At 56.3% G+C, this 19,092-nt stretch carries 15 protein-coding genes; 7 read left to right on the top strand and 8 right to left on the bottom strand.

What is annotated here, in order from left to right; all coding sequences use genetic code 11:
- Positions 1 to 67: 67 nt before the first annotated feature.
- From P346_RS02330 to P346_RS02320, 3 genes are all read right to left on the bottom strand, one after another.
- Entirely contained in the window at positions 68 to 1,033 is a 966-nt protein-coding gene (locus tag P346_RS02330; protein ID WP_032662441.1) for a DMT family transporter, read from the bottom strand.
- 75 nt (positions 1,034 to 1,108) lie between these two features.
- Entirely contained in the window at positions 1,109 to 1,933 is an 825-nt protein-coding gene (locus P346_RS02325) for an AraC family transcriptional regulator (RefSeq protein ID WP_032662444.1), read from the bottom strand.
- A 48-nt stretch (positions 1,934 to 1,981) separates the two neighbouring features.
- The gene (locus P346_RS02320; protein WP_032662447.1) at positions 1,982 to 3,025 is read right to left on the bottom strand and encodes a GlxA family transcriptional regulator; all 1,044 of its coding nucleotides are present in this window, start codon (positions 3,023 to 3,025) and stop codon (positions 1,982 to 1,984) included.
- A 620-nt stretch (positions 3,026 to 3,645) separates the two neighbouring features.
- Between P346_RS02320 and P346_RS02315 the strand changes: the two genes are divergently transcribed.
- Entirely contained in the window at positions 3,646 to 5,100 is a 1,455-nt protein-coding gene (locus P346_RS02315; RefSeq protein ID WP_233456567.1) for a beta-ketoacyl synthase, read from the top strand.
- 85 nt (positions 5,101 to 5,185) lie between these two features.
- Here P346_RS02315 and P346_RS02310 read toward each other — a convergent pair whose 3' ends face one another.
- A complete protein-coding gene (locus P346_RS02310; RefSeq protein WP_032662451.1) occupies positions 5,186 to 6,034 on the bottom strand; it encodes an SDR family oxidoreductase in 849 nt (282 codons plus the stop codon).
- A gap of 84 nt (positions 6,035 to 6,118) precedes the next feature.
- Between P346_RS02310 and P346_RS02305 the strand changes: the two genes are divergently transcribed.
- Positions 6,119 to 6,505 (top strand): winged helix-turn-helix transcriptional regulator, encoded by a 387-nt coding sequence (locus P346_RS02305; RefSeq protein WP_023334278.1) that lies wholly within the window; start codon positions 6,119 to 6,121, stop codon positions 6,503 to 6,505.
- A gap of 98 nt (positions 6,506 to 6,603) precedes the next feature.
- On the opposite strand, the gene P346_RS02300 is transcribed toward P346_RS02305, so the two are convergent.
- Positions 6,604 to 8,547 (bottom strand): bifunctional 2',3'-cyclic-nucleotide 2'-phosphodiesterase/3'-nucleotidase, encoded by a 1,944-nt coding sequence (locus P346_RS02300; RefSeq protein WP_032662453.1) that lies wholly within the window; start codon positions 8,545 to 8,547, stop codon positions 6,604 to 6,606.
- A 190-nt stretch (positions 8,548 to 8,737) separates the two neighbouring features.
- Here P346_RS02300 and cysQ point away from each other — a divergent pair, with 190 nt between their 5' ends.
- Positions 8,738 to 9,478 carry a 3'(2'),5'-bisphosphate nucleotidase CysQ gene (gene cysQ, locus P346_RS02295; RefSeq protein ID WP_032662456.1) on the top strand — a complete coding sequence of 247 codons (741 nt, stop codon included), beginning with the start codon at positions 8,738 to 8,740 and terminating at the stop codon, positions 9,476 to 9,478.
- On the opposite strand, the gene P346_RS02290 is transcribed toward cysQ, so the two are convergent.
- The gene (locus tag P346_RS02290; protein ID WP_023310161.1) at positions 9,472 to 10,029 is read right to left on the bottom strand and encodes a YtfJ family protein; all 558 of its coding nucleotides are present in this window, start codon (positions 10,027 to 10,029) and stop codon (positions 9,472 to 9,474) included. The two genes, cysQ and P346_RS02290, sit on opposite strands and share 7 nt — an antisense overlap.
- A 324-nt stretch (positions 10,030 to 10,353) precedes the next feature.
- Between P346_RS02290 and P346_RS02285 the strand changes: the two genes are divergently transcribed.
- Complete coding sequence (locus tag P346_RS02285) at positions 10,354 to 10,560, top strand: DUF1107 domain-containing protein (RefSeq protein WP_008501430.1); 207 nt, start codon at positions 10,354 to 10,356, stop codon at positions 10,558 to 10,560.
- Positions 10,561 to 10,631: 71 nt separating this feature from the next.
- Here P346_RS02285 and P346_RS02280 read toward each other — a convergent pair whose 3' ends face one another.
- Entirely contained in the window at positions 10,632 to 11,969 is a 1,338-nt protein-coding gene (locus P346_RS02280) for a hemolysin family protein (protein ID WP_032662457.1), read from the bottom strand.
- 212 nt (positions 11,970 to 12,181) lie between these two features.
- Positions 12,182 to 12,823, bottom strand: a complete 642-nt coding sequence (gene msrA, locus P346_RS02275) for a peptide-methionine (S)-S-oxide reductase MsrA (RefSeq protein ID WP_029741954.1) — start codon at positions 12,821 to 12,823, stop codon at positions 12,182 to 12,184.
- Positions 12,824 to 13,047: 224 nt separating this feature from the next.
- On the opposite strand from msrA, the gene tamA reads away from it, so the two are divergent.
- From tamA to P346_RS02260, 3 genes are read left to right on the top strand one after another with little or no spacing between them, the layout of a single operon-like run.
- Positions 13,048 to 14,781, top strand: coding sequence for an autotransporter assembly complex protein TamA (gene tamA, locus P346_RS02270; RefSeq protein ID WP_032662458.1), 1,734 nt, complete (start codon positions 13,048 to 13,050; stop codon positions 14,779 to 14,781).
- Entirely contained in the window at positions 14,778 to 18,554 is a 3,777-nt protein-coding gene (gene tamB, locus P346_RS02265) for an autotransporter assembly complex protein TamB (protein WP_032662459.1), read from the top strand. The genes tamA and tamB overlap by 4 nt, the downstream gene beginning before the upstream one ends.
- A gap of 2 nt (positions 18,555 to 18,556) precedes the next feature.
- Positions 18,557 to 18,901 carry a gamma-glutamylcyclotransferase family protein gene (locus P346_RS02260; protein ID WP_014830431.1) on the top strand — a complete coding sequence of 115 codons (345 nt, stop codon included), beginning with the start codon at positions 18,557 to 18,559 and terminating at the stop codon, positions 18,899 to 18,901.
- Positions 18,902 to 19,092 lie beyond the last annotated feature (191 nt).

Consider the following 19,092-nt stretch of genomic DNA (forward strand, 5'->3'; position numbering starts at 1 on the left):
GCGCTTACCCGGCCTACAAAACGGCCCCTTGTAGGCCGGGTAAGGCTGAGCCGCCACCCGGCAAAAATTACACCTCCGACGCCGGAACGACCCTCGGTTTTTCCGGCTTCGCCCTTACCGCCATCACCACCCCCACCACCAGCAGCGCGATCCCGCAGGCCGTAAATAGCGGCGGCACGCTCTGGCGCATCAGGAAGGTATAAAGCAGTCCGGCCAGGGTTTCGAAGACAATCAGCGGCCCTAAAATCACCGTCGGCAGCTTCTGGCTGGCAATGTTCCAGCACAGCGCGCCCACCCATGAGCACAGCACCGCAATCGCCACCATCAGGCCGATAAACACCCACGGTCTTGGCCCGAAGGGCTGGGCGAAGTCTGGCTGTTGATGGCCTAACCAGATGCACGCGCCGGCATAGCCCACCAGCGAGACGGGCAGCGTGACCAGCGCCTGCGCCGTCGCCCACATCATCGGGTGCTTGTCCGGGTTCTCCCGCAGCCAGCGCGCGTTGCGCAGGGCATACCATGCCCAGCACGCCACGGAAATGAACGCCAGCACAATGCCAGAGCCGTAACGCCACAGGTCAACTTCCGCCTGCCCGTGACGAAGCTCGGCAATATTGACGCATACCAGCCCCACGGCGGTGCATACCAGCGCCGGTGTCATTTTCGACCAGGCCAGTTTGCCATCGCGGTGGCTGTAGAGCAGGTTCGCAAAGACGGGAATGACGACCGGCAGCGTGCCGATAATCATGGTAGATACCGGCGCACCGGTGCGCTGAATGGCACTCGCGAGGCAAACGTAGTAGATAAGATTGCCCATCATGGTCAGCGCCAGCGCGGTGCCCCAGTCCTGACGGCTGAGCTGACGCAGGCGCGCGCGTCCCAGCCACGCCAGAGGCAGGGCAATCAGCCCGAGCGCCAGATAACGTCCGGTCGACTGCAGTATTGCCGGATACTCGGGCACGATCAGCGGGCCGACAAAAATCAGCCCCCACATCATCCCGGCCAGCAGGGCATACAACACTCCACTAATCATTTTTCCATCCACAGGTATTTACGCTGTATGCAGTGTAGGAGGGGAAAATGCGCGCGTATTGTATGAGGTTGCGCATTAGCGCCGGGTGACCTGCTTCTGGTAGCGCACGGGCGTAATGCCGTAGCGGTGGGTAAACGCGCGGGTTAAATGGGACTGGTCGGTCAGCCCGGTTGCGGCGGCGACCTCTGCCGCAGGCATGCCGTGAGTGAGGAACGCTTTGGCGCGCCAGAGGCGAATGGCCATAAGCATCTGGTGCGGCGTAACGTGAAAATGGGCTTTGAACTGGCGCTGGAAATGGTACGGGCTGAGCGAAACGACGCTGGCCAGCTCGTCCAGCGTCAGGGCGCGCATATAGTTGTCGTGCAGATACTCGCGCACGCGTTCGAAGCGGTGCGCGCCTTCCTGAATCACCGGCGCGTGATGGGCCAGCGGCCGGAAGGTCTCAATCAGGTCCAGCAGCAATCCTTTTTGCGCAAGCGGATCGTCAGTGTGCCACAGGCCGTAAATGAGCCTGCCGATTTGCTGCGAGCGCAGCGGGTCATGACGCGTGACATCGCTAAACCACCAGTGCCGGAGTCCGGTCACCTCTTCCAGCAGATTGGGTTCGATATAGACCATCCGGTAGCGCCAGCCGCCTTCGGTGGCGGATTCGCCGGTATGGATCTCGTCCGGGTTCATGGTGACGACGGACTTTTCCGCCGCGAGATGCTGGGTGCCGCGATAGCGAAAGCGTTCGGCGCCGGTTTCAATCGTGCCGATCCCGAAGGCTTCATGGGTGTGAGGCTCAAAGGCGTAGTCAGAAATATGCGCGTGATAAAGCTCCAGGCCCGGCAGCTGCGCCAGATGGCGAAAGCGCGCGCTGTCTCTTTCATCATTAAACTGTTCTGGTACGCCTTGCACGTTGAGCCTCCTCGTGGTCATCTTTTCATTATCAGAGATGACTGCAGTTTATGCACTAAACATCTTTGCCCGGACGGTCTTACGGTAATCCCCCGGTGAAACCGTTGTTTTATGCTTAAACTGGCGATTAAAGTGCGCAATATCCTGATATCCAACCGCATTTGCAATCTCCTGAATACACAGATTGGTGGATTGCAGCATTGTCATGGCGGATTCAATTCTGGCGGTTAATAAATACTGAAGTGGGGACATGTCGGTGGCATTTTTAAAGCGGCGATTAAAGTTGCGCAAACTCATGCCGGCCATATCTGCAAGACTTTGCATGGATATATCCGAAGCGCAGTTAGCTTTTATCCAGATTTGAATTTGAATAATATCTTCATCCGGATGGGGCTTGTTTTCTTCACTGTAACATTGACGTTCAAACTGGCTACGAATTTCATGGAAAAATGTCCGTTGAGTATGTGTGGCAACACGTTTCCCGTATATCGTTTCTATAAAATGGATCGTCAGATCTGACAGGGCCTTAACGCTTGCGGCGCAGTAAATATTATCGGCCTGAGTGAGGAAATGTTTTGTTTGTAATTTTACGCTGGGGTAGTCGCGCGAGAATTGTTTGAAGTAGTGCCAGTGGGTGGTGGCGGGTTTCTCGTCGAGCAGTCCCGACTCCGCGAGAAAGCAGCAGCCCGTTCCGACGGCGGCAATGCGGGTTCCTCGCGCGGCCTGCCCGGTCAGCCATTCCAGGAGTTCAGGCTGTTGTCTGACCACCGCGCGAGGATTGCGCCACAGGGCAGGAAGATAGATCACGTCATAGTGCCTGTCTGCGGCAAGGGTGGTATCGGCGGTAATGCTAAAGCCACTGTGCGTCAGGATGGGCTCGCTGTTTATGCCAATGGTATTCACCTTCAGAATATTCTCCGGGCGACAGAGCCTGAAGGGCGACTTCTCCGGTTTATGCGTGCCTGCGTGGGATGTTGTTTTTTGCTCAGCTAAATAGCTACTGGCTGCCGCTTTCCACATTTCAATCGGAAGACTGAGACCGGAACTTAGCATGCGTTCACATAACACAAATCCTATTTGTGTATTTGTCATTTTTGATTAATACCTGTTTTGGCTATTATTTTTGGTAGCTCATCGTTGCCGTGGCCAAAAAAGTCAGCATTTTGGCTGGATTTTCATATTAGCTATTGTTGGTGATTTGTAAACTAATATCTGAAATTATCGCACTTACTTAATAAAATAAATCCACGACCACGAGAGGATGAATTATGGTGAAATTACCCGTAATAACGGCTTTTGGCGGCTATGGTCCAGCTGGTCGTAGTTCTTCACATCATGCATTTCGTCGCACGATTATTGAGTCATTATCGGAAAAGGAAAGGCAGGAAACATTATTATCGTTAGCCATTCTGATGGGCGTGCTTAAATATGATGAAGGTGGATATTGCGATATTTCCGGTAAAAGATTTACGCCTGCTCAGGCCGCCGCGAGGATAAAAGACGAGGCGCTTGAGGGAACCCTTATCAGAAAAATTACGCGCGACTATTTTGATGTTGATGCTATTGTCAGCCATGCAAAATTGAATATGGCTTCAGGCGAAGAGGGATTCAGTTTTAATATATCTGCCAGACAATTACCTCAACCCTTACCGCCGGGATGGCACGTTGAGGAATTAGCGGAGCGGCGCGTCCGTATTACCGTTCAGGGAGAGATGGACTGTAGAATTGAGGCGTTGCTGCGCACGGAGGTTCAGGCTGCAGGGCTGTTGCCGCAGGGATTCCGCCCGGGCGACCACTACAATTCGCAGTTCCATCCGCGGGCGTTACAGATGGCGATTGTCGGGGCGTCAGACGCCATCAACGCCTTGGGGATCCCGTGGCGAGAGGTGCAGGCCAAAATCACGCCGGATCAGCTCGGCGTCTATTCGGGCAATATCATGGGGCAGCTCGACGATTATGGCTTTGGCGGAATGCTGCAGTCGCGCCTGAAAGGCCATCGCGTCAGCGCCAAACAGTGCCCGCTGGGCCTGAACAGCATGTGCGCCGATTTCCTCAATGCCTATGTGCTGGGTAGCGTCGGTCATACCAGCGCCACGCTGGGGGCGTGCGCCACGTTTCTGTATAACCTGAATGCGGCAGTCGAAGATATCAAAACGGGGCGCATTCGCGTGGCCGTCGTTGGCAGCGCCGAAGCGCCGGTTACCTCAGAAGTGATTGAAGGCTTCGATGCCATGGGCGCTCTGGCAACGGAGAGCAAGCTTAAGCACATTGATGAAACGGAAACGGCCGACTGGCGCAACAGCAGCCGCCCGTTTGGCAACAGCTGCGGTTTTGTTATCGCAGAATCCAGCCAGTATGTTGTGTTAATGGACGACGAGCTGGCGCTGCAGCTTGGCGCGGAGATCCACGGTTCGGTGGGGAATGTCTTCATCAACGCTGACGGCTTTAAACGTTCTATTGCGTCGCCGGGGCCGGGGAACTACATCACCATGGCGAAAGCCGTAGCCTCTGCGGTATCGATGGCCGGGATGGAGACGGTGCAGAAGGGATCGTTTATTCAGGCGCACGGATCAAGCACGCCGAAGAATTGCGTCTCCGAGGCGGATATTTTTGACCGCGTTGCGCAAGCCTTTTCGATTCGCGACTGGCCGGTGACGGCGGTGAAATCGTATCTCGGCCACTCCCTGGGCCCCGCCAGCGGCGACCAGCTGATAAGCTGCCTCGGCGTCTTCCGCTACGGTATTTTGCCGGGCATTAAAAGCGTGTCGCACATTTCGCCGCAGGTGAACAACGCACGCTTAACCATTCCTCTTCAGGACTGCAAATTAGAGGAGGGCCAGGGACAAATCGCCTTTATAAATTCAAAAGGCTTTGGCGGGAATAATGCTACGGGGGTGGTTTACTCGCCAAAGCTTACCCATCAATGGTTGCGCAAACGCTATGGCGACGCGGTGTTTGCGGAATATCAGCAGCGTAACCGCCAGGTGCGAAGTCAGGCTAACGCGTACGACGAGGCGGCGTCGCAGGGTGAACTCAATATCATTTATCTTTTCGGCCAGCAGAGGATAAATGAGGAAGATATTAAGATTGATATGAATGGCATCACCATTCCTGGATTTGAAAAACCGATAACGTACGCGACGGATAAAGAATATCCGGACTTTTAATCGTTATATCTGTTTTTATTATTAATCAATATGAGTGGGCCGGGTAAGGGAAATCACCCGGCCGCAGGAAAGAACGGTGACACCGTTAAAGAATGGCTTTAATGCTCTGCGCCAGCGGCGTAGTCGCACGCCCGATCAGTTTGCTCAGCGTATGGCTATCGTCAAAAAGTCCCCCCTTGGATGCACCCACATCAGAGTCCGCCAGCATATCAGCCAGCCCGGCAGGCAGGCCGACGCTTTTCAGCGCGGCGGCAAAATCCGCTTCACTGAGGTTCTGATAGGTTACCGGCTTCCCGCTCTGCTTGCTGAGTTCAGCCGCCAGTTCGCTCAGCGTCCAGCCGTGGTCGCCCGCCAGTTCATAGACCTTGCCAGCATGGCCTTCTTCAGCGATCACTTTGGCTGCCGCCGCGGCATAGTCAGCACGGGTCGCAGCGGCAATTTTGCCTTCGCCTGCCGCACCAATAAACACGCCGTGCTCCAGGGCAGGCGGCGCGCTCGCCAGGTAGTTTTCGGTATACCAGCCATTGCGCAGCAGGGCATAAGGAATGCCGGACGCCGCCAGCGCTTTTTCAGTGGCAACGTGTTCAACGTGCAGACCCAGCGGTGATTTGTCCGCATGCAGCAGGCTGGTGTAGGCGATAAATTTCACGCCTGCCGTTTTGGCGGCGTTAATCACGTTCTGGTGCTGGGCTGCGCGCTGGCCGACTTCGCTGGAAGAGATCAGCAGCAGCTTATCAACGCCGCTCAGCGCGGCGGTGAATGCGGCTTCATCCGTGTAGTCCGCCTGACGAACCACAATTCCCTGCTGGCTTAAGGCCTGCGCTTTCGCCGGGTTACGTACGATGGCCACAATCTGGCTGGCCGGTACGGTTTTCAGCAGCTGTTCGATAACGAGATGGCCAAGCTGGCCGGTAGCGCCGGTAATCGCGATCATGATGAATCTCCTTCGTGTTTGTCTGGTGTTGTGGCACACTAGCACCATAGCTAACTTTTAGTAAGTACATACAAAAAGGTAAGTATGAAAACAACGATACCGACGCTCAGCGAACAAATGCGCGATGGCAATCTTTTCGCGGAACAGTGTCCTTCACGCGAGGTGCTCAAACACGTGACCAGCCGCTGGGGTGTTCTGATTCTGCTGGCCCTGCGCCAGGGAACGCATCGCTTTAGCGATCTGCGCCGTAAAATGGGCGGGGTGAGCGAAAAGATGCTGTCCCAGTCACTCCAGGCGCTGGAGCTGGACGGGTTTGTCGATCGCGTGTCGTATCCGGTGGTGCCGCCGCACGTAGAGTATAGCCTGACGCCGCTGGGCGTTGAGGTGAGCGAGAAGGTTGCCGCGCTGGCGGACTGGATTGAGGTGAATACGCCGAAGGTGATGGCGAACAGGGACGATCGTGCGGCGTAAAAGCCGGGTATGTGCGGCCTGATGCCCTCACCCTGACCCTCTCCCACAGGGAGAGGGAACAAACACTAAAAACGGCAACGTGCGTTGCCGTTTTGCTTTTACCTGCTCAAATCCACCTGATAAATCGCGAACCCGATATCATCCGTTGCGACCTGTTTCATCGGATACTGCGCCTTGTCCTTAATGAACGCGGCTGCCTTATCGGACGGCGACGTTTCAAAGCGGATATCCAGTTTCGTATCGCTGTGGATCGGCGCGAGACGCCAGTTGTTGTCCACCGCCGGATGAATTTCGCCCGCCTTCTTCGACTCCGCGCTGATCCACGCCGCCAGCACCGAGCGGTTCTCGTCCGGCGAGGCAAAGGCGATGTGGCTATCCCCCGTACCGGCAAACTTGCCGCCGTAGGCACGGTAGTTATTGGTCACGACCAGGAAGGTGGCATTCGGGTCGATCGCCTTGCCGTTGAAGGTCAGGTTTTTGATGCGCTCCGCCTGCGGGTTAATCGCCTGACACTCGCCGTCATATTTCGCCGGCTGGGTGACGTCAATCTGATAGTTCACGCCGTCGATCACGTCGAAGTTATAGGTACGGAAGCCGTCCCAGTTAATCAGCGGCTGCGGCTTACTGCTGTGCGGGTCAATCTGATTAAACTGTCCGGCAGAGCACTCCAGCCACTCTTTCACCTCCTGGCCCGTCGCTTTTACCACCACCAGCGTGTTCGGGTAGAGGTAGAGATCGGCAGCGTTACGGAAGGTCAGCTGGCCCTTTTCGACTTCAACATAGCTTGCCGGGTCATTCTTACGCCCGCCCACCTTGAATGGCGCAGCGGCTGACAGAACCGGCAGTTTTGCCAGATCCGGATCGCCCTGCACAAAGTGTTCGGCATAGGCTTTCTGCGCCATGTTGACGACCTGAACGGTCGGGTCATCCTGCACCAGCGCCAGGAAGCTGTACATGTTGTCGGCGGATTTGCCGATCGGCTTGCTGACGAATTCGCGCGTGGCGTCGTGATCGTGCTTCAGCACGTCGACCAGTTTTTTATCTTCCGCCGCCAGAGATTTTTTAGCCGCAGCGTCGTAAATCGGGCGCGCTTCGGCTTTTGACTGCGTCACCTTCCAGCTGCCGCCGTCGTTGTTCAGCACCAGATCCACCACGCCAAGATGGTCGCCCCACATGCCCGGCATCACCGACGGCACGCCGTTGAGCGTCCCTTTCTCAATGTCCGCGCCTTTGATGCTGGCGAAATCTTTGCCCGGAAAGACCGCATGGGCGTGGCCGAACAGGATCGCGTCGACGCCCGGGACTTCACTCAGATAGTAAACGGAGTTTTCTGCCATGGCCTGATAAGGATCGGCTGAGAGGCCCGAGTGGGCGACAACGACCACCAGATCGGCGCCTTTTTCGCGCATTTCCGGCACGTATTTGCGCGCGGTTTCGGTGATGTCGTTAACGGTCACTTTAACGTCGAGGTTGGCTTTATCCCACGTCATGATCTGAGGCGGCACAAAGCCGATATAGCCGATTTTCAGCGTCTGTTTTTTACCGTCCTGGTCGACGACGCTTGTCTCTTTAATGAGGTAAGGGGTAAAGAGCGGCTTTTGCGTTTTAACGTCGATGATATTGGCGTTAACGTACGGGAATTTCGCACCGGCGAGCGCATCGTGCAGGTATGTCAGACCGTAGTTAAATTCGTGGTTACCGAGGTTGCCGACGGTGTAATCCAGGGTGTTCATCGCTTTATAAACAGGATGGATCTCGCCTTTTTTCAGTCCCCTGGTCGCCATGTAGTCCCCGAGCGGGCTGCCCTGAATGAGATCGCCATTGTCGACCAGCACGCTATTTTTCACTTCGCCACGCGCCGCATCGATCAGGCTTGCCGTGCGTACCAGGCCGAATTTTTCCGTTGGGGTATCTTTGTAGTAGTCGAAGTCCATCATGTTGCTGTGCAGATCGGTCGTTTCCAGAATACGCAGATCTACCGTCGCCGCCTGTACGCTTGCTGCAATCAGCGTCGCCAGAAGCGTTGCACTAAACTTAATCATCAGAGGAGTCCTTTTTTCGATGAAGACCACAAAAGAGTATGTATCTATAGCTTGTTGCTTACAGAAATGTGAATCCTGACAGAAAAAAGTAACCTGAAACCGGAATTGCTTCACAGATAGCGGAATTGTTCACATTACGATATAACTAAAACAAAGAGTTAACCTCACTGCGTTAACAAAGAGGTGGAAAATGCTAGATAAAATTTGTCAGCTCGCACGGGATGCGGGAGATGCCATCATGCAGGTGTATGACGGCAGTAAACCTATGGAGGTGGTCAGCAAGGCCGACGACTCTCCGGTCACGGCGGCGGATATCGCGGCGCATAAGGTGATCCTGGAAGGGTTACAGGCCTTAACGCCGGACATCCCCGTTCTGTCAGAAGAAGCGCCGCAAAGCTGGGACGAGCGCCAGCACTGGCAGCGCTACTGGCTGGTCGATCCGCTGGACGGGACAAAAGAGTTCATCAAGCGCAACGGTGAATTCACCGTCAATATCGCCCTGATTGAGAAGGGCAAAGCGGTGCTGGGCGTGGTCTACGCGCCGGTAATGAAGGTGATGTACAGCGCTGCAGAAGGGAAGGCGTGGAAGGAAGAGTGCGGCGTGCGCAAGCAGATCCAGGTGCGCGATGCGCGTCCACCGCTGGTGGTGATTAGCCGCTCGCACAGCGACAGCGAACTGCAGGAGTACCTGCAGCAGCTGGGTGAACACCAGACCACCTCGATTGGCTCATCGCTGAAATTCTGCCTGGTGGCGGAAGGCCACGCGCAGCTCTACCCTCGCTTTGGGCCAACCAACGTCTGGGATACCGCGGCAGGTCATGCCGTTGCTGCGGCCGCCGGGGCGCACGTTCATGACTGGCAGGGCAAGCCGCTGGACTATACCCCGCGCGAATCCTTCCTCAACCCCGGCTTCCGCGTCTCTATTTACTGAGCCAGCAGCTTATGCAGCAGGTCGACAACCTGCTGCACCTCTTCCTGGGTTAACGCGCCGTCTTTCGCCCACTGTACGCGACCTTCCTTATCCAGCACGATAATCGCGGAGCTCTCTTCCTCCAGCTGCCAGGCCTTACGGGTTACGCCATTGCTGTCGACGATAAACTGCGACCACGGATAGAGCTTTTTATTACTCTCAAGGCTGGAGCGCACAAACATTCCGGAGCCCGGAATGGCGTCATCGGTGTTAACAATGGTGGTCGTCTGGTAGCGGTCGTGAGGGAATTTTGCGGCCTTGATCGCTTCCACCAGGTTGGCATTTTTCTCTTTTGCGGATGTACGACCGGCAATATGTTGTACAACTCTCACTTTGCCCGCGAGCTGCGCGCTATTCCAGGGTTTGTAGCTAAACTTATCATTGTCGAGAATCAATTCTCCCCGGTCAGCAATGCCGACTGGCGGTACACGTTGTCCTTTTTCAATGTTGTGAGCGGAAGCCCACAGGGGCAGCAGCAGGCAGGCTGCTGCAAGGATATTACGTAGGGTCATGGCGTTTCCTTATTGTTTGCAGGTGATCCGACCACTTGGTCTTGCGCTTTTAATCATAAGTGCGATCAATGTGGTTTTCCCGCAATCCCGATGCCAGTTTGCGGGCGAACGCACATATCCATGAAAAAACGACGGCTTATACTGCGCCCGGTCACGCTTTGCAAAGATTATTCTGAATAATTGTAATCAAACGGTAAATAAACTTATGCACACTGGGTAACACCGTAGTTCTGGTCTATAGTCATTGGGCATTAAAATTTGCGCTCAGGACAGTCGGGCCGATTGTGGCACCGCAAGAGCGTATGATTCGCAGGAGATACAAGAATGAAAATTTTCCAACGCTACAACCCGCTTCAGGTGGCGAAGTACGTGAAGATCCTGTTCCGTGGACGGTTGTACATCAAGGATGTTGGCGCTTTTGAGTTTGATAAGGGCAAGATCCTTGTCCCAAAAGTGAAGGACAAACAGCACCTGTCTGTGATGTCCGAAGTCAACCGTCAGGTTATGCGTCTGCAGACTGAGATGGCTTAACCAACGTGCTATGCAGTAGTTAAAAAAAACGGCTCCCAATGGGAGCCGTTGATGTATGTGGGGCAGGGAGTTTACGCCGACACCTTCTCTTCCGCGTCCGGCAGCTTCGGTACCAGTACGGTTGGTTTGTTGTCGATGCGCGTCACCAGCAGCTGGTCGATGCGGTAGTTATCAATATCCACCACCTCAAACTTGTAGCCGGAGAACTTCACCGAGTCGGTACGTTTCGGGATCTTACGCAGCATAAACATCATAAAGCCGCCGATGGTCTCGTAGTTACCGGACTGCGGGAACTCGTCGATATCCAGCACGCGCATCACGTCTTCAATCGGTGTGCCGCCATCAATCAGCCATGAATTATCGTCACGCTGAACAATCTGCTCTTCCAGCCCCTGGCCAACCAGGTCGCCCATCAGCGTGGTCATCACGTCGTTCAGGGTGATAATACCCACCACCAGCGCGTATTCGTTCATGATAACCGCGAAGTCTTCCCCGGCGGTTTTGAAACTTTCCAGCGCTTCTGAGAGCGTCAGGGTGTCCGGCACAATCAGGGTATTGCGGATCTGCACGCCGCTGTTGAGCGCCAGGCTCTGGTTTGCCAGCACGCGGTTCAGCAGGTCTTTGGAGTCGACGTAACCGATGATGTGGTCAATATCTTCATTACAGACCAGGAACTTAGAGTGCGGATGCTGCGCCACTTTGTTCTTCAGGCTCTGCTCATCTTCATGTAAATCGAACCAGATAATGTTCTCACGGCCGGTCATGGAAGACGGCACGGTACGGGATTCCAGTTCGAATACGTTCTCAATCAGCTCGTGCTCCTGCTTGCGCAGCACCCCGGCCAGCGCGCCGGCTTCCACGACCGCATAAATGTCGTCAGAGGTGATGTCGTCTTTACGCACCATTGGCAGCTTAAAGATGCGGAAAATCACGTTCGCCAGACCGTTGAAGAACCATACCAGCGGACGAAACACGTAAAGACAGAAGCGCATCGGGTTGATGATACGCAAAGCCACAGCTTCTGGCGCAATCATACCGATGCGTTTCGGGGTCAGGTCTGCAAAGAGGATGAACAGGCCGGTTACCAGCGAGAAGGAGAGGATAAAGCTCAGCTGTTCGGCCAGTTCAACGGACATGTACTTCACAAACAGACTATAAAACGCCGGGGAAAACGCCGCATCGCCCACGATACCGCCAAGAATGGCGACCGCGTTGAGGCCAATCTGCACCACGGTGAAGAACATGCCGGGGTTTTCCTGCATTTTCAGGATGCGGGTAGCATTGATGTTGCCTTCATCGGCAAGCAGCTTCAGTTTGATTTTACGGGACGCGGCCAGCGAGATCTCGGATATCGAGAAAAATGCGCTGACGGCAATCAGACAAAGTATTACTAAAATACTGTTTAACATAGTTTATCCGGCTTCTCGCCAGATCCTCAGAAGGGGAGTTGATACCATTTGTGTGAAAACACATTGAAAATCAGCTCGTAGCGTTGAGCCGATTATTTCAGCGGGTAGTATAGCGTAAAGAGATGTAAATCTGCCAGAGGTCACAATTTGGCATAAAAAAGACCGGACAGCGTGGCGCTGTCCGGTACGGGCGACGATTTAACGGCTGATAATCAGGCCAGCTGTGGCGGCAGGCAGACGCCGATGCCCCCGATACCGCAGTAGCCGTACGGGTTTTTATGCAGATACTGCTGGTGATCGTCCTCGGCATAGTAGAACGGTTTCGCGGTGGTGATTTCCGTCGTCACCTCGCGCGTATCGCCCGCTTCACGCATGGCCTGCTGGAAACGCTCAAGGCTGGCGCGCGCGGCGGCGTCCTGCTCAGGCGTGAGCGGATAAATGGCCGAACGGTACTGTGTGCCGTGGTCGTTGCCCTGACGCATGCCCTGCGCCGGGTCGTGGTTTTCCCAGAAGACCTGCAGGAGCTGCTCGTAGCTAATGACTGCAGGGTCATAGACCACGCGTACCGCTTCCGCATGCCCGGTTTCGCCGGAGCAGACTTCGCGATAGGTCGGATTCGGCGTGTAGCCGCCCGTGTAGCCCGCCGCCGTGCTGTAAACGCCGGGCAGCTGCCAGAAGAGGCGCTCAACGCCCCAGAAGCAGCCCATGGCGAACAGGGCGATTTCCATTCCCTCCGGCACGTTGGTCATGGAATGGTTATTGACGGCGTGTAAGGTCGCCACAGGCATAGGGGTGTTGCGTCCCGGTAATGCATCGGTTTGTGAAACCAGATGCTTTTTGTCGAATAAACTCACGATGGGGCCTCCCGGGGTGCGATGTTTCAGTTAAGGTTGTCACGAAGCGTTTAATTGAACACAATAAATGCGCTGAATGAGTCTAGATTTAATCATAAGAAATATTTGGGTGTTACACCCATTTTCAACCCGCGATTCGGGTTTTTGGCCAACAGGCCGTGTTTTGCCGCGGAGCGGCACTTCATTTGCTTCCAGGGTGGAAACAGGGATATTCAGGAGAAAACGTGACAAAAATCCGCCAGTTATGTTTAGTCAGTGTGTTGCTGACAAGCGGGATTGCCAGCGCGGCGAATGTCCGTTTGCAGGTTGAGGGGTTATCCGGGGCGCTGGAAAAAAACGTACGTGCGCAGCTATCGACCATCCAGAGTGATGAGGTGACGCCGGACCGGCGTTTTCGCGCGCGCGTGGATGACGCCATCCGTGAAGGGCTGAAAGCGCTAGGGTATTACGAACCCACCATTGATTTCGATCTCCGTCCGCCGCCAAAGAAGGGGCGCCAGGTCCTTATTGCCCGCGTTTCGCCGGGTGAGCCGGTACTGATTGGCGGCACGAACGTCATCCTGCGCGGCGGGGCGCGTACCGACCGGGATTACCTGGACCTGCTCAGCACGCGGCCGAAAGTCGGTACAGTGCTTAACCACGGCGACTACGACCATTTCAAAAAAGAGCTGACGAGCGTTTCCCTGCGTAAGGGCTACTTCGACAGCCAGTTCAATAAAAGCCAGCTGGGGATTGCGCTGGATCGGCGTCAGGCCTTCTGGGATATCGACTACGACAGCGGGGAACGCTACCGCTTTGGCGATGTGACGTTTGAGGGTTCGCAGATTCGTGAAGAGTACCTGCAAAACCTCGTGCCGTTCAAAAAAGGGGATTACTACCAGTCGAGGGACCTGGCGGAACTGAACCGTCGTCTTTCCGCTACCGGCTGGTTTAACTCCGTGGTTGTCGCACCGGAATTTGATAAGTCTCGCAAAACGAAGGTGTTGCCGCTGCACGGCGTTGTCTCGCCGCGCACCGAGAACACCATTGAGACCGGTGTTGGCTACTCGACGGATGTTGGACCACGCGTGAGAACCTCGTGGAAAAAACCGTGGATGAACTCGTACGGTCACAGCCTGACCACCAGCCTGAGCCTCTCTGCGCCCGAGCAGCAGCTGGATTTCAGCTACAAAATGCCGCTGCTGAAAAACCCGCTTGAGCAATATTACCTTGTGCAGGGCGGTTTTAAGCGCACCGACTTGAACGACACCAAGCAGGACTCTACGACCCTTGCGGTCTCCCGCTTCTGGGATCTCTCCAGCGGCTGGCAGCGCGCCATTAACCTGCGCTGGAGCCTGGACCACTTTACCCAGGCCAACGTCACCAATACCACCATGCTGCTTTATCCGGGCGTGATGATCAGCCGTACCCGCTCGCGCGGGGGCCTGATGCCGACCTGGGGCGACTCGCAGCGCTACTCCATTGATTATTCCAACTCCGCCTGGGGCTCCGACGTGGACTTCTCCGTCATGCAGGCGCAAAACGTCTGGATCCGCACGCTGTACGACAAACACCGCTTTGTGATGCGCGGCAATCTCGGCTGGATTGAAACGGGAGACTTCGAGCGTGTTCCGCCGGATCTGCGCTTCTTCGCCGGGGGCGACCGCAGCATTCGTGGATATAAGTACAAATCGATCTCACCTGAGAACGAAAAGGGCCAGCTGACCGGTGCGTCAAAACTGGCAACCGGATCGCTGGAGTATCAGTACAACGTCAGCGGAAAGTGGTGGGGCGCCATGTTTGTTGACGGCGGTGAGGCGGTGAACGATATCCGCCGCAGCGACTTCAAAACCGGCGCGGGCGTGGGGGTACGCTGGCAGTCACCCGTCGGGCCCATCAAGCTCGACTTCGCCGTGCCTGTCGGCGACAAAGAAGAGCACGGATTACAGTTTTACATCGGTCTGGGGCCTGAATTATGAGTTTATGGAAGAAAATAAGCCTCGGGGTGCTGATTTTTATCGTGCTGCTGCTCGGTACGGTGGCGTTTCTGGTGGGAACGACGACCGGGCTGCATCTGCTGTTTAACGCCGCGAACCGCTGGGTGCCGGGGCTGGAGATTGGCCAGGTAACGGGCGGCTGGCGCGATCTGCGTCTGAAGAACATCCGCTACGAGCAGCCGGGCGTGGCGGTGAACGCCGGGGAGTTCCATCTCGCGGTGAAGCTGGGCTGCCTGCGCGACAGCAAGCTCTGCGTCAACGATCTGTCCCTTAAAGACGTCAACGTGGCGATAGATTCGAAAAAAATGCCGAAGTCTGCGCCGGTCGAGGAAGAGGACAGCGGCCCGCTGAATCTCTCCACGCCGTACCCGATCGCGCTCTATCGGGTCGCGCTCGATAACGTCAATATCAAAATCGACGACACTACCGTGTCCGTGATGGATTTCACCTCCGGCCTGCGCTGGCAGGAGAAAAACCTCACCCTGACGCCGACGTCCCTGCAGGGCTTGCTGATCGCGCTGCCGAAGGTGGCCGACGTGGCGCAGGAAGAGATCGTCGAGCCGAAGATCCAGAATCCGCAGCCGGAAGAAAAACCGCTGGGCGAAACGCTGAAAGACCTCTTCTCGAAGCCTGTGCTGCCGGAAATGACCGACGTTCATTTGCCGCTGAACCTCAACATCGAGGAGTTCAAAGGCGAGCAGCTGCGCCTGACCGGCGATACCGATCTGACGGTCTATAACATGCTGCTGAAAGTCAGCAGCATTGACGGCAACATGAAGCTCGACGCGTTGGATATCGACACCAACCAGGGCTCGGTGAATGCGTCAGGGAATGCCCTGCTGCGCGACAACTGGCCGGTGGACATCACGCTTAACAGCGCTCTCAACATCGATCCGCTGAAAGGCGAAAAGGTGAAGGTCAAAGTGGGCGGGGCGCTGCGCGACAAGCTGGATGTCGGGGTGAATCTCTCCGGCCCGGTGGACATGGTCCTGCGCGCGCAAACGCAGCTGGCGGAAGCCGGGCTGCCGCTCAATCTTGAGGTTGTCAGCAAGCAGCTTTCCTGGCCGTTCACCGGCGAAAAACAGTTCCAGGCCGATGACCTGAAGCTGAAGCTGAGCGGCAAGATGACCGACTACACGCTCTCATTCCGCACCGCGGTGAAGGGGCAGGGCGTGCCGCCCGCGAACATCACGCTGGATGCGAAGGGCAACGAACAGCAGGTCAACCTCGACAAGCTGACCGTCGCGGCGCTGGAAGGCAAAACCGAGCTGACCGCGCTGCTCGACTGGCAGCAGGCGATCAGCTGGCGCGGCGAGCTGAAGCTGACGGGCATTAACACCGCCAAAGAGGTGCCGGACTGGCCGTCGAAACTGGATGGCCTGATCAAAACGCGCGGCAGCCTGTACGGCGGTACGTGGCAGATGGACGTGCCGGAGATCAAGCTCACCGGGAACGTGAAGCAGAACAAGGTTAACGTTGAAGGCTCGGTGAAAGGCAACAGCTATCTGCAGTGGGTTATCCCGGGGCTTCACGTGGCGCTGGGCCGCAACACGGCGGTTATCAAAGGCGAGCTGGGGGTGAAGGATCTCAATCTGGATGCCACCATCGATGCGCCGAATCTCGACAACGCCCTGCCGGGTCTGGGCGGCACGGCGAAGGGTCTCGTGAAAGTGCGCGGTACGGTGGAGGCGCCGCAGCTGCTGGCGGACATTACCGCCAATAACCTGCGCTGGCAGGAGCTGAGCGTTGCCCGCGTCCGCGTGGAAGGGGATGTGAAATCCACCGATCAGATCGGCGGTAACCTCAACCTGCGCGTGGAGCGCATTTCTCAGCCGGACGTGAACATTAACCTGGTCACCCTGGACGCCAAAGGGAACGAGAAGCAGCACGACCTTCAGCTGCGCGTGCAGGGCGAGCCGGTCTCCGGCCAGCTTCACCTCACCGGCAGCTTCGACCGCAAGGAAGAACGCTGGAAAGGGACGCTGGATAACACGCGTTTCAATACACCGGTCGGGCCGCTGGCGCTCTCGCGATCCATTGCCCTCGACTACCGCAACGCCGAGCAGAAGATCAGCATTGGGCCGCACTGCTGGACCAACCCGAATGCGGAGCTGTGCGTGCCGCAGACCATCGATGCGGGAGCGGAAGGGCGCGCGCAGATCAACCTCAACCGCTTCGATCTGGCGATGCTGAAGCCGTTTATGCCGGACACAACCCAGGCCAGCGGCGTCTTCAGCGGGAAGGCCGATGTGGCCTGGGACACCACCAAAGAGGGGCTGCCGCAGGGCAGCGTCACGCTGTCCGGGCGTAACGTGAAGGTGACGCAGGAGGTCAACGACGCGCCGCTGCCGGTGGCGTTCGACACCCTGAACCTGAGTGCCGATCTGCATAACAATCGCGCACAGCTGGGGTGGACGATCCGCCTGACAAATAACGGTCAGCTGGACGGGCAGGTCCAGATTACCGATCCGCAGGGACGGCGTAATCTGGGCGGCAACGTCAACGTCCGTAACTTCAACCTGGCGATGGTGAACCCGATTTTCGCGCGCGGGGAAAAAGCGGAGGGCATGCTGAACGCTAACCTGCGCCTGGCCGGTAACGTGCAAAGCCCGCAGCTGTTCGGCCAGCTGCGGCTCAGCGGCGTGGATATCGACGGTAACTTCATGCCGTTCGACATGCAGCCCAGCCAGATCGCGATGAACTTCAACGGCATGAGCTCGACGCTGAGCGGCTCGGTGCTCACCCAGCAGGGGCAAATCAACCTGAGCGGCGACGCGGACTGGAGCCAGATCGATAACTGGCGCGCCCGCATCGCGGCGAAGGGGAGCCGGGTACGCATCACCGTACCGCCGATGGTGCGCCTGGACGTTTCGCCTGATGTGGTCTTTGAAGCCACGCCAAGCCTCTTTACGCTTGACGGGCGCGTCGACGTGCCGTGGGCGCGCATCGTTGTTCACGACGTGCCGGAAAGCGCGGTCGGCGTCTCAAGTGATGAAGTTATGCTCAATGAAAATCTGAAACCTATAGAACAGAAGAGCGCGGGCATACCGATTAATAGTAACCTTATCGTGCACGTGGGGAATAACGTGCGGTTGGATGCGTTTGGGCTGAAGGCGAGGCTCACGGGCGACCTGAAGGTGGCGCAGGATAAACAAGGGCTTGGCCTGAACGGGCAGATCACTATTCCTGAAGGGCGTTTCCACGCCTATGGTCAGGATCTGATTGTGCGCAAAGGCGAGCTGCTGTTCTCCGGTCCACCGGATCAGCCCCTGTTGAACATCGAAGCGATTCGTAACCCGGAAGCGACGGAAGACGACGTCATTGCTGGCGTTCGCGTCACCGGTTCCGCCGACGAACCGAAGGCGGAGATCTTCTCTGACCCGGCGATGTCGCAGCAGGAAGCTCTCTCTTATCTGCTGCGTGGACAAGGTCTGAACAGTGGACAAAGCGACAGTGCGGCGATGACCTCGATGTTAGTGGGTCTGGGGGTTGCACAAAGTGGGCAGGTTGTGGGTAAAATCGGCGAGACGTTCGGCGTAAGCAATCTGGCGCTGGACACCCAGGGCGTGGGTGACTCCTCGCAGGTGGTGGTCAGCGGCTATGTACTGCCGGGTCTGCAGGTAAAATATGGTGTGGGGATCTTTGACTCACTGGCAACTCTCACGTTACGCTATCGCCTGATGCCCAAGCTATATCTGGAAGCAGTGTCCGGCGTAGACCAGGCACTTGATCTGCTCTATCAGTTTGAGTTTTAGCAATGCGAATATTTGTCTACGGCAGTTTACGAACCAAGCAAGGCAACAGTCACTGGATGACCAATGCCCTGCTGCTGGGGAATTACAATATCGAGAACTACCAGTTGTACAGCCTGGGCCACTATCCAGGCGCGGTTCCGGGCGAAGGAACAGTACAGGGTGAAGTCTATCGTATTGATAACGCGACGCTTGCCGAACTTGATGCCTTGCGCACCAGGGGCGGTGAATACGCACGCCAGTTGATCCAGACGCCGTACGGAAGTGCGTGGATGTACGTCTACCAGCGTCCGGTCGAAGGGTTAACGCGGATTGTAAGCGGTAACTGGTTAGACAGAGACCAGTACTGAAAAAAAACAACGCCACCGTGAGGTGGCGTTGTTTTTTTTATTCCTTCAACTCTCTTCTGTATCCCGGCGTCGGGTTAAAAACAGAGGAACGAACAGCATGATGTACGGGGCAATAAGCCATAAAAAACACAAGGCGCGTGAACGGCCATAGTAGTTTATGCACCGCGTATTGCTTGAAATGACGGGCAGGA

Source organism: Enterobacter sp. DC1, assembly GCF_000568075.1.
Taxonomy (GTDB): Bacteria; Pseudomonadota; Gammaproteobacteria; order Enterobacterales; family Enterobacteriaceae; genus Enterobacter; species Enterobacter asburiae.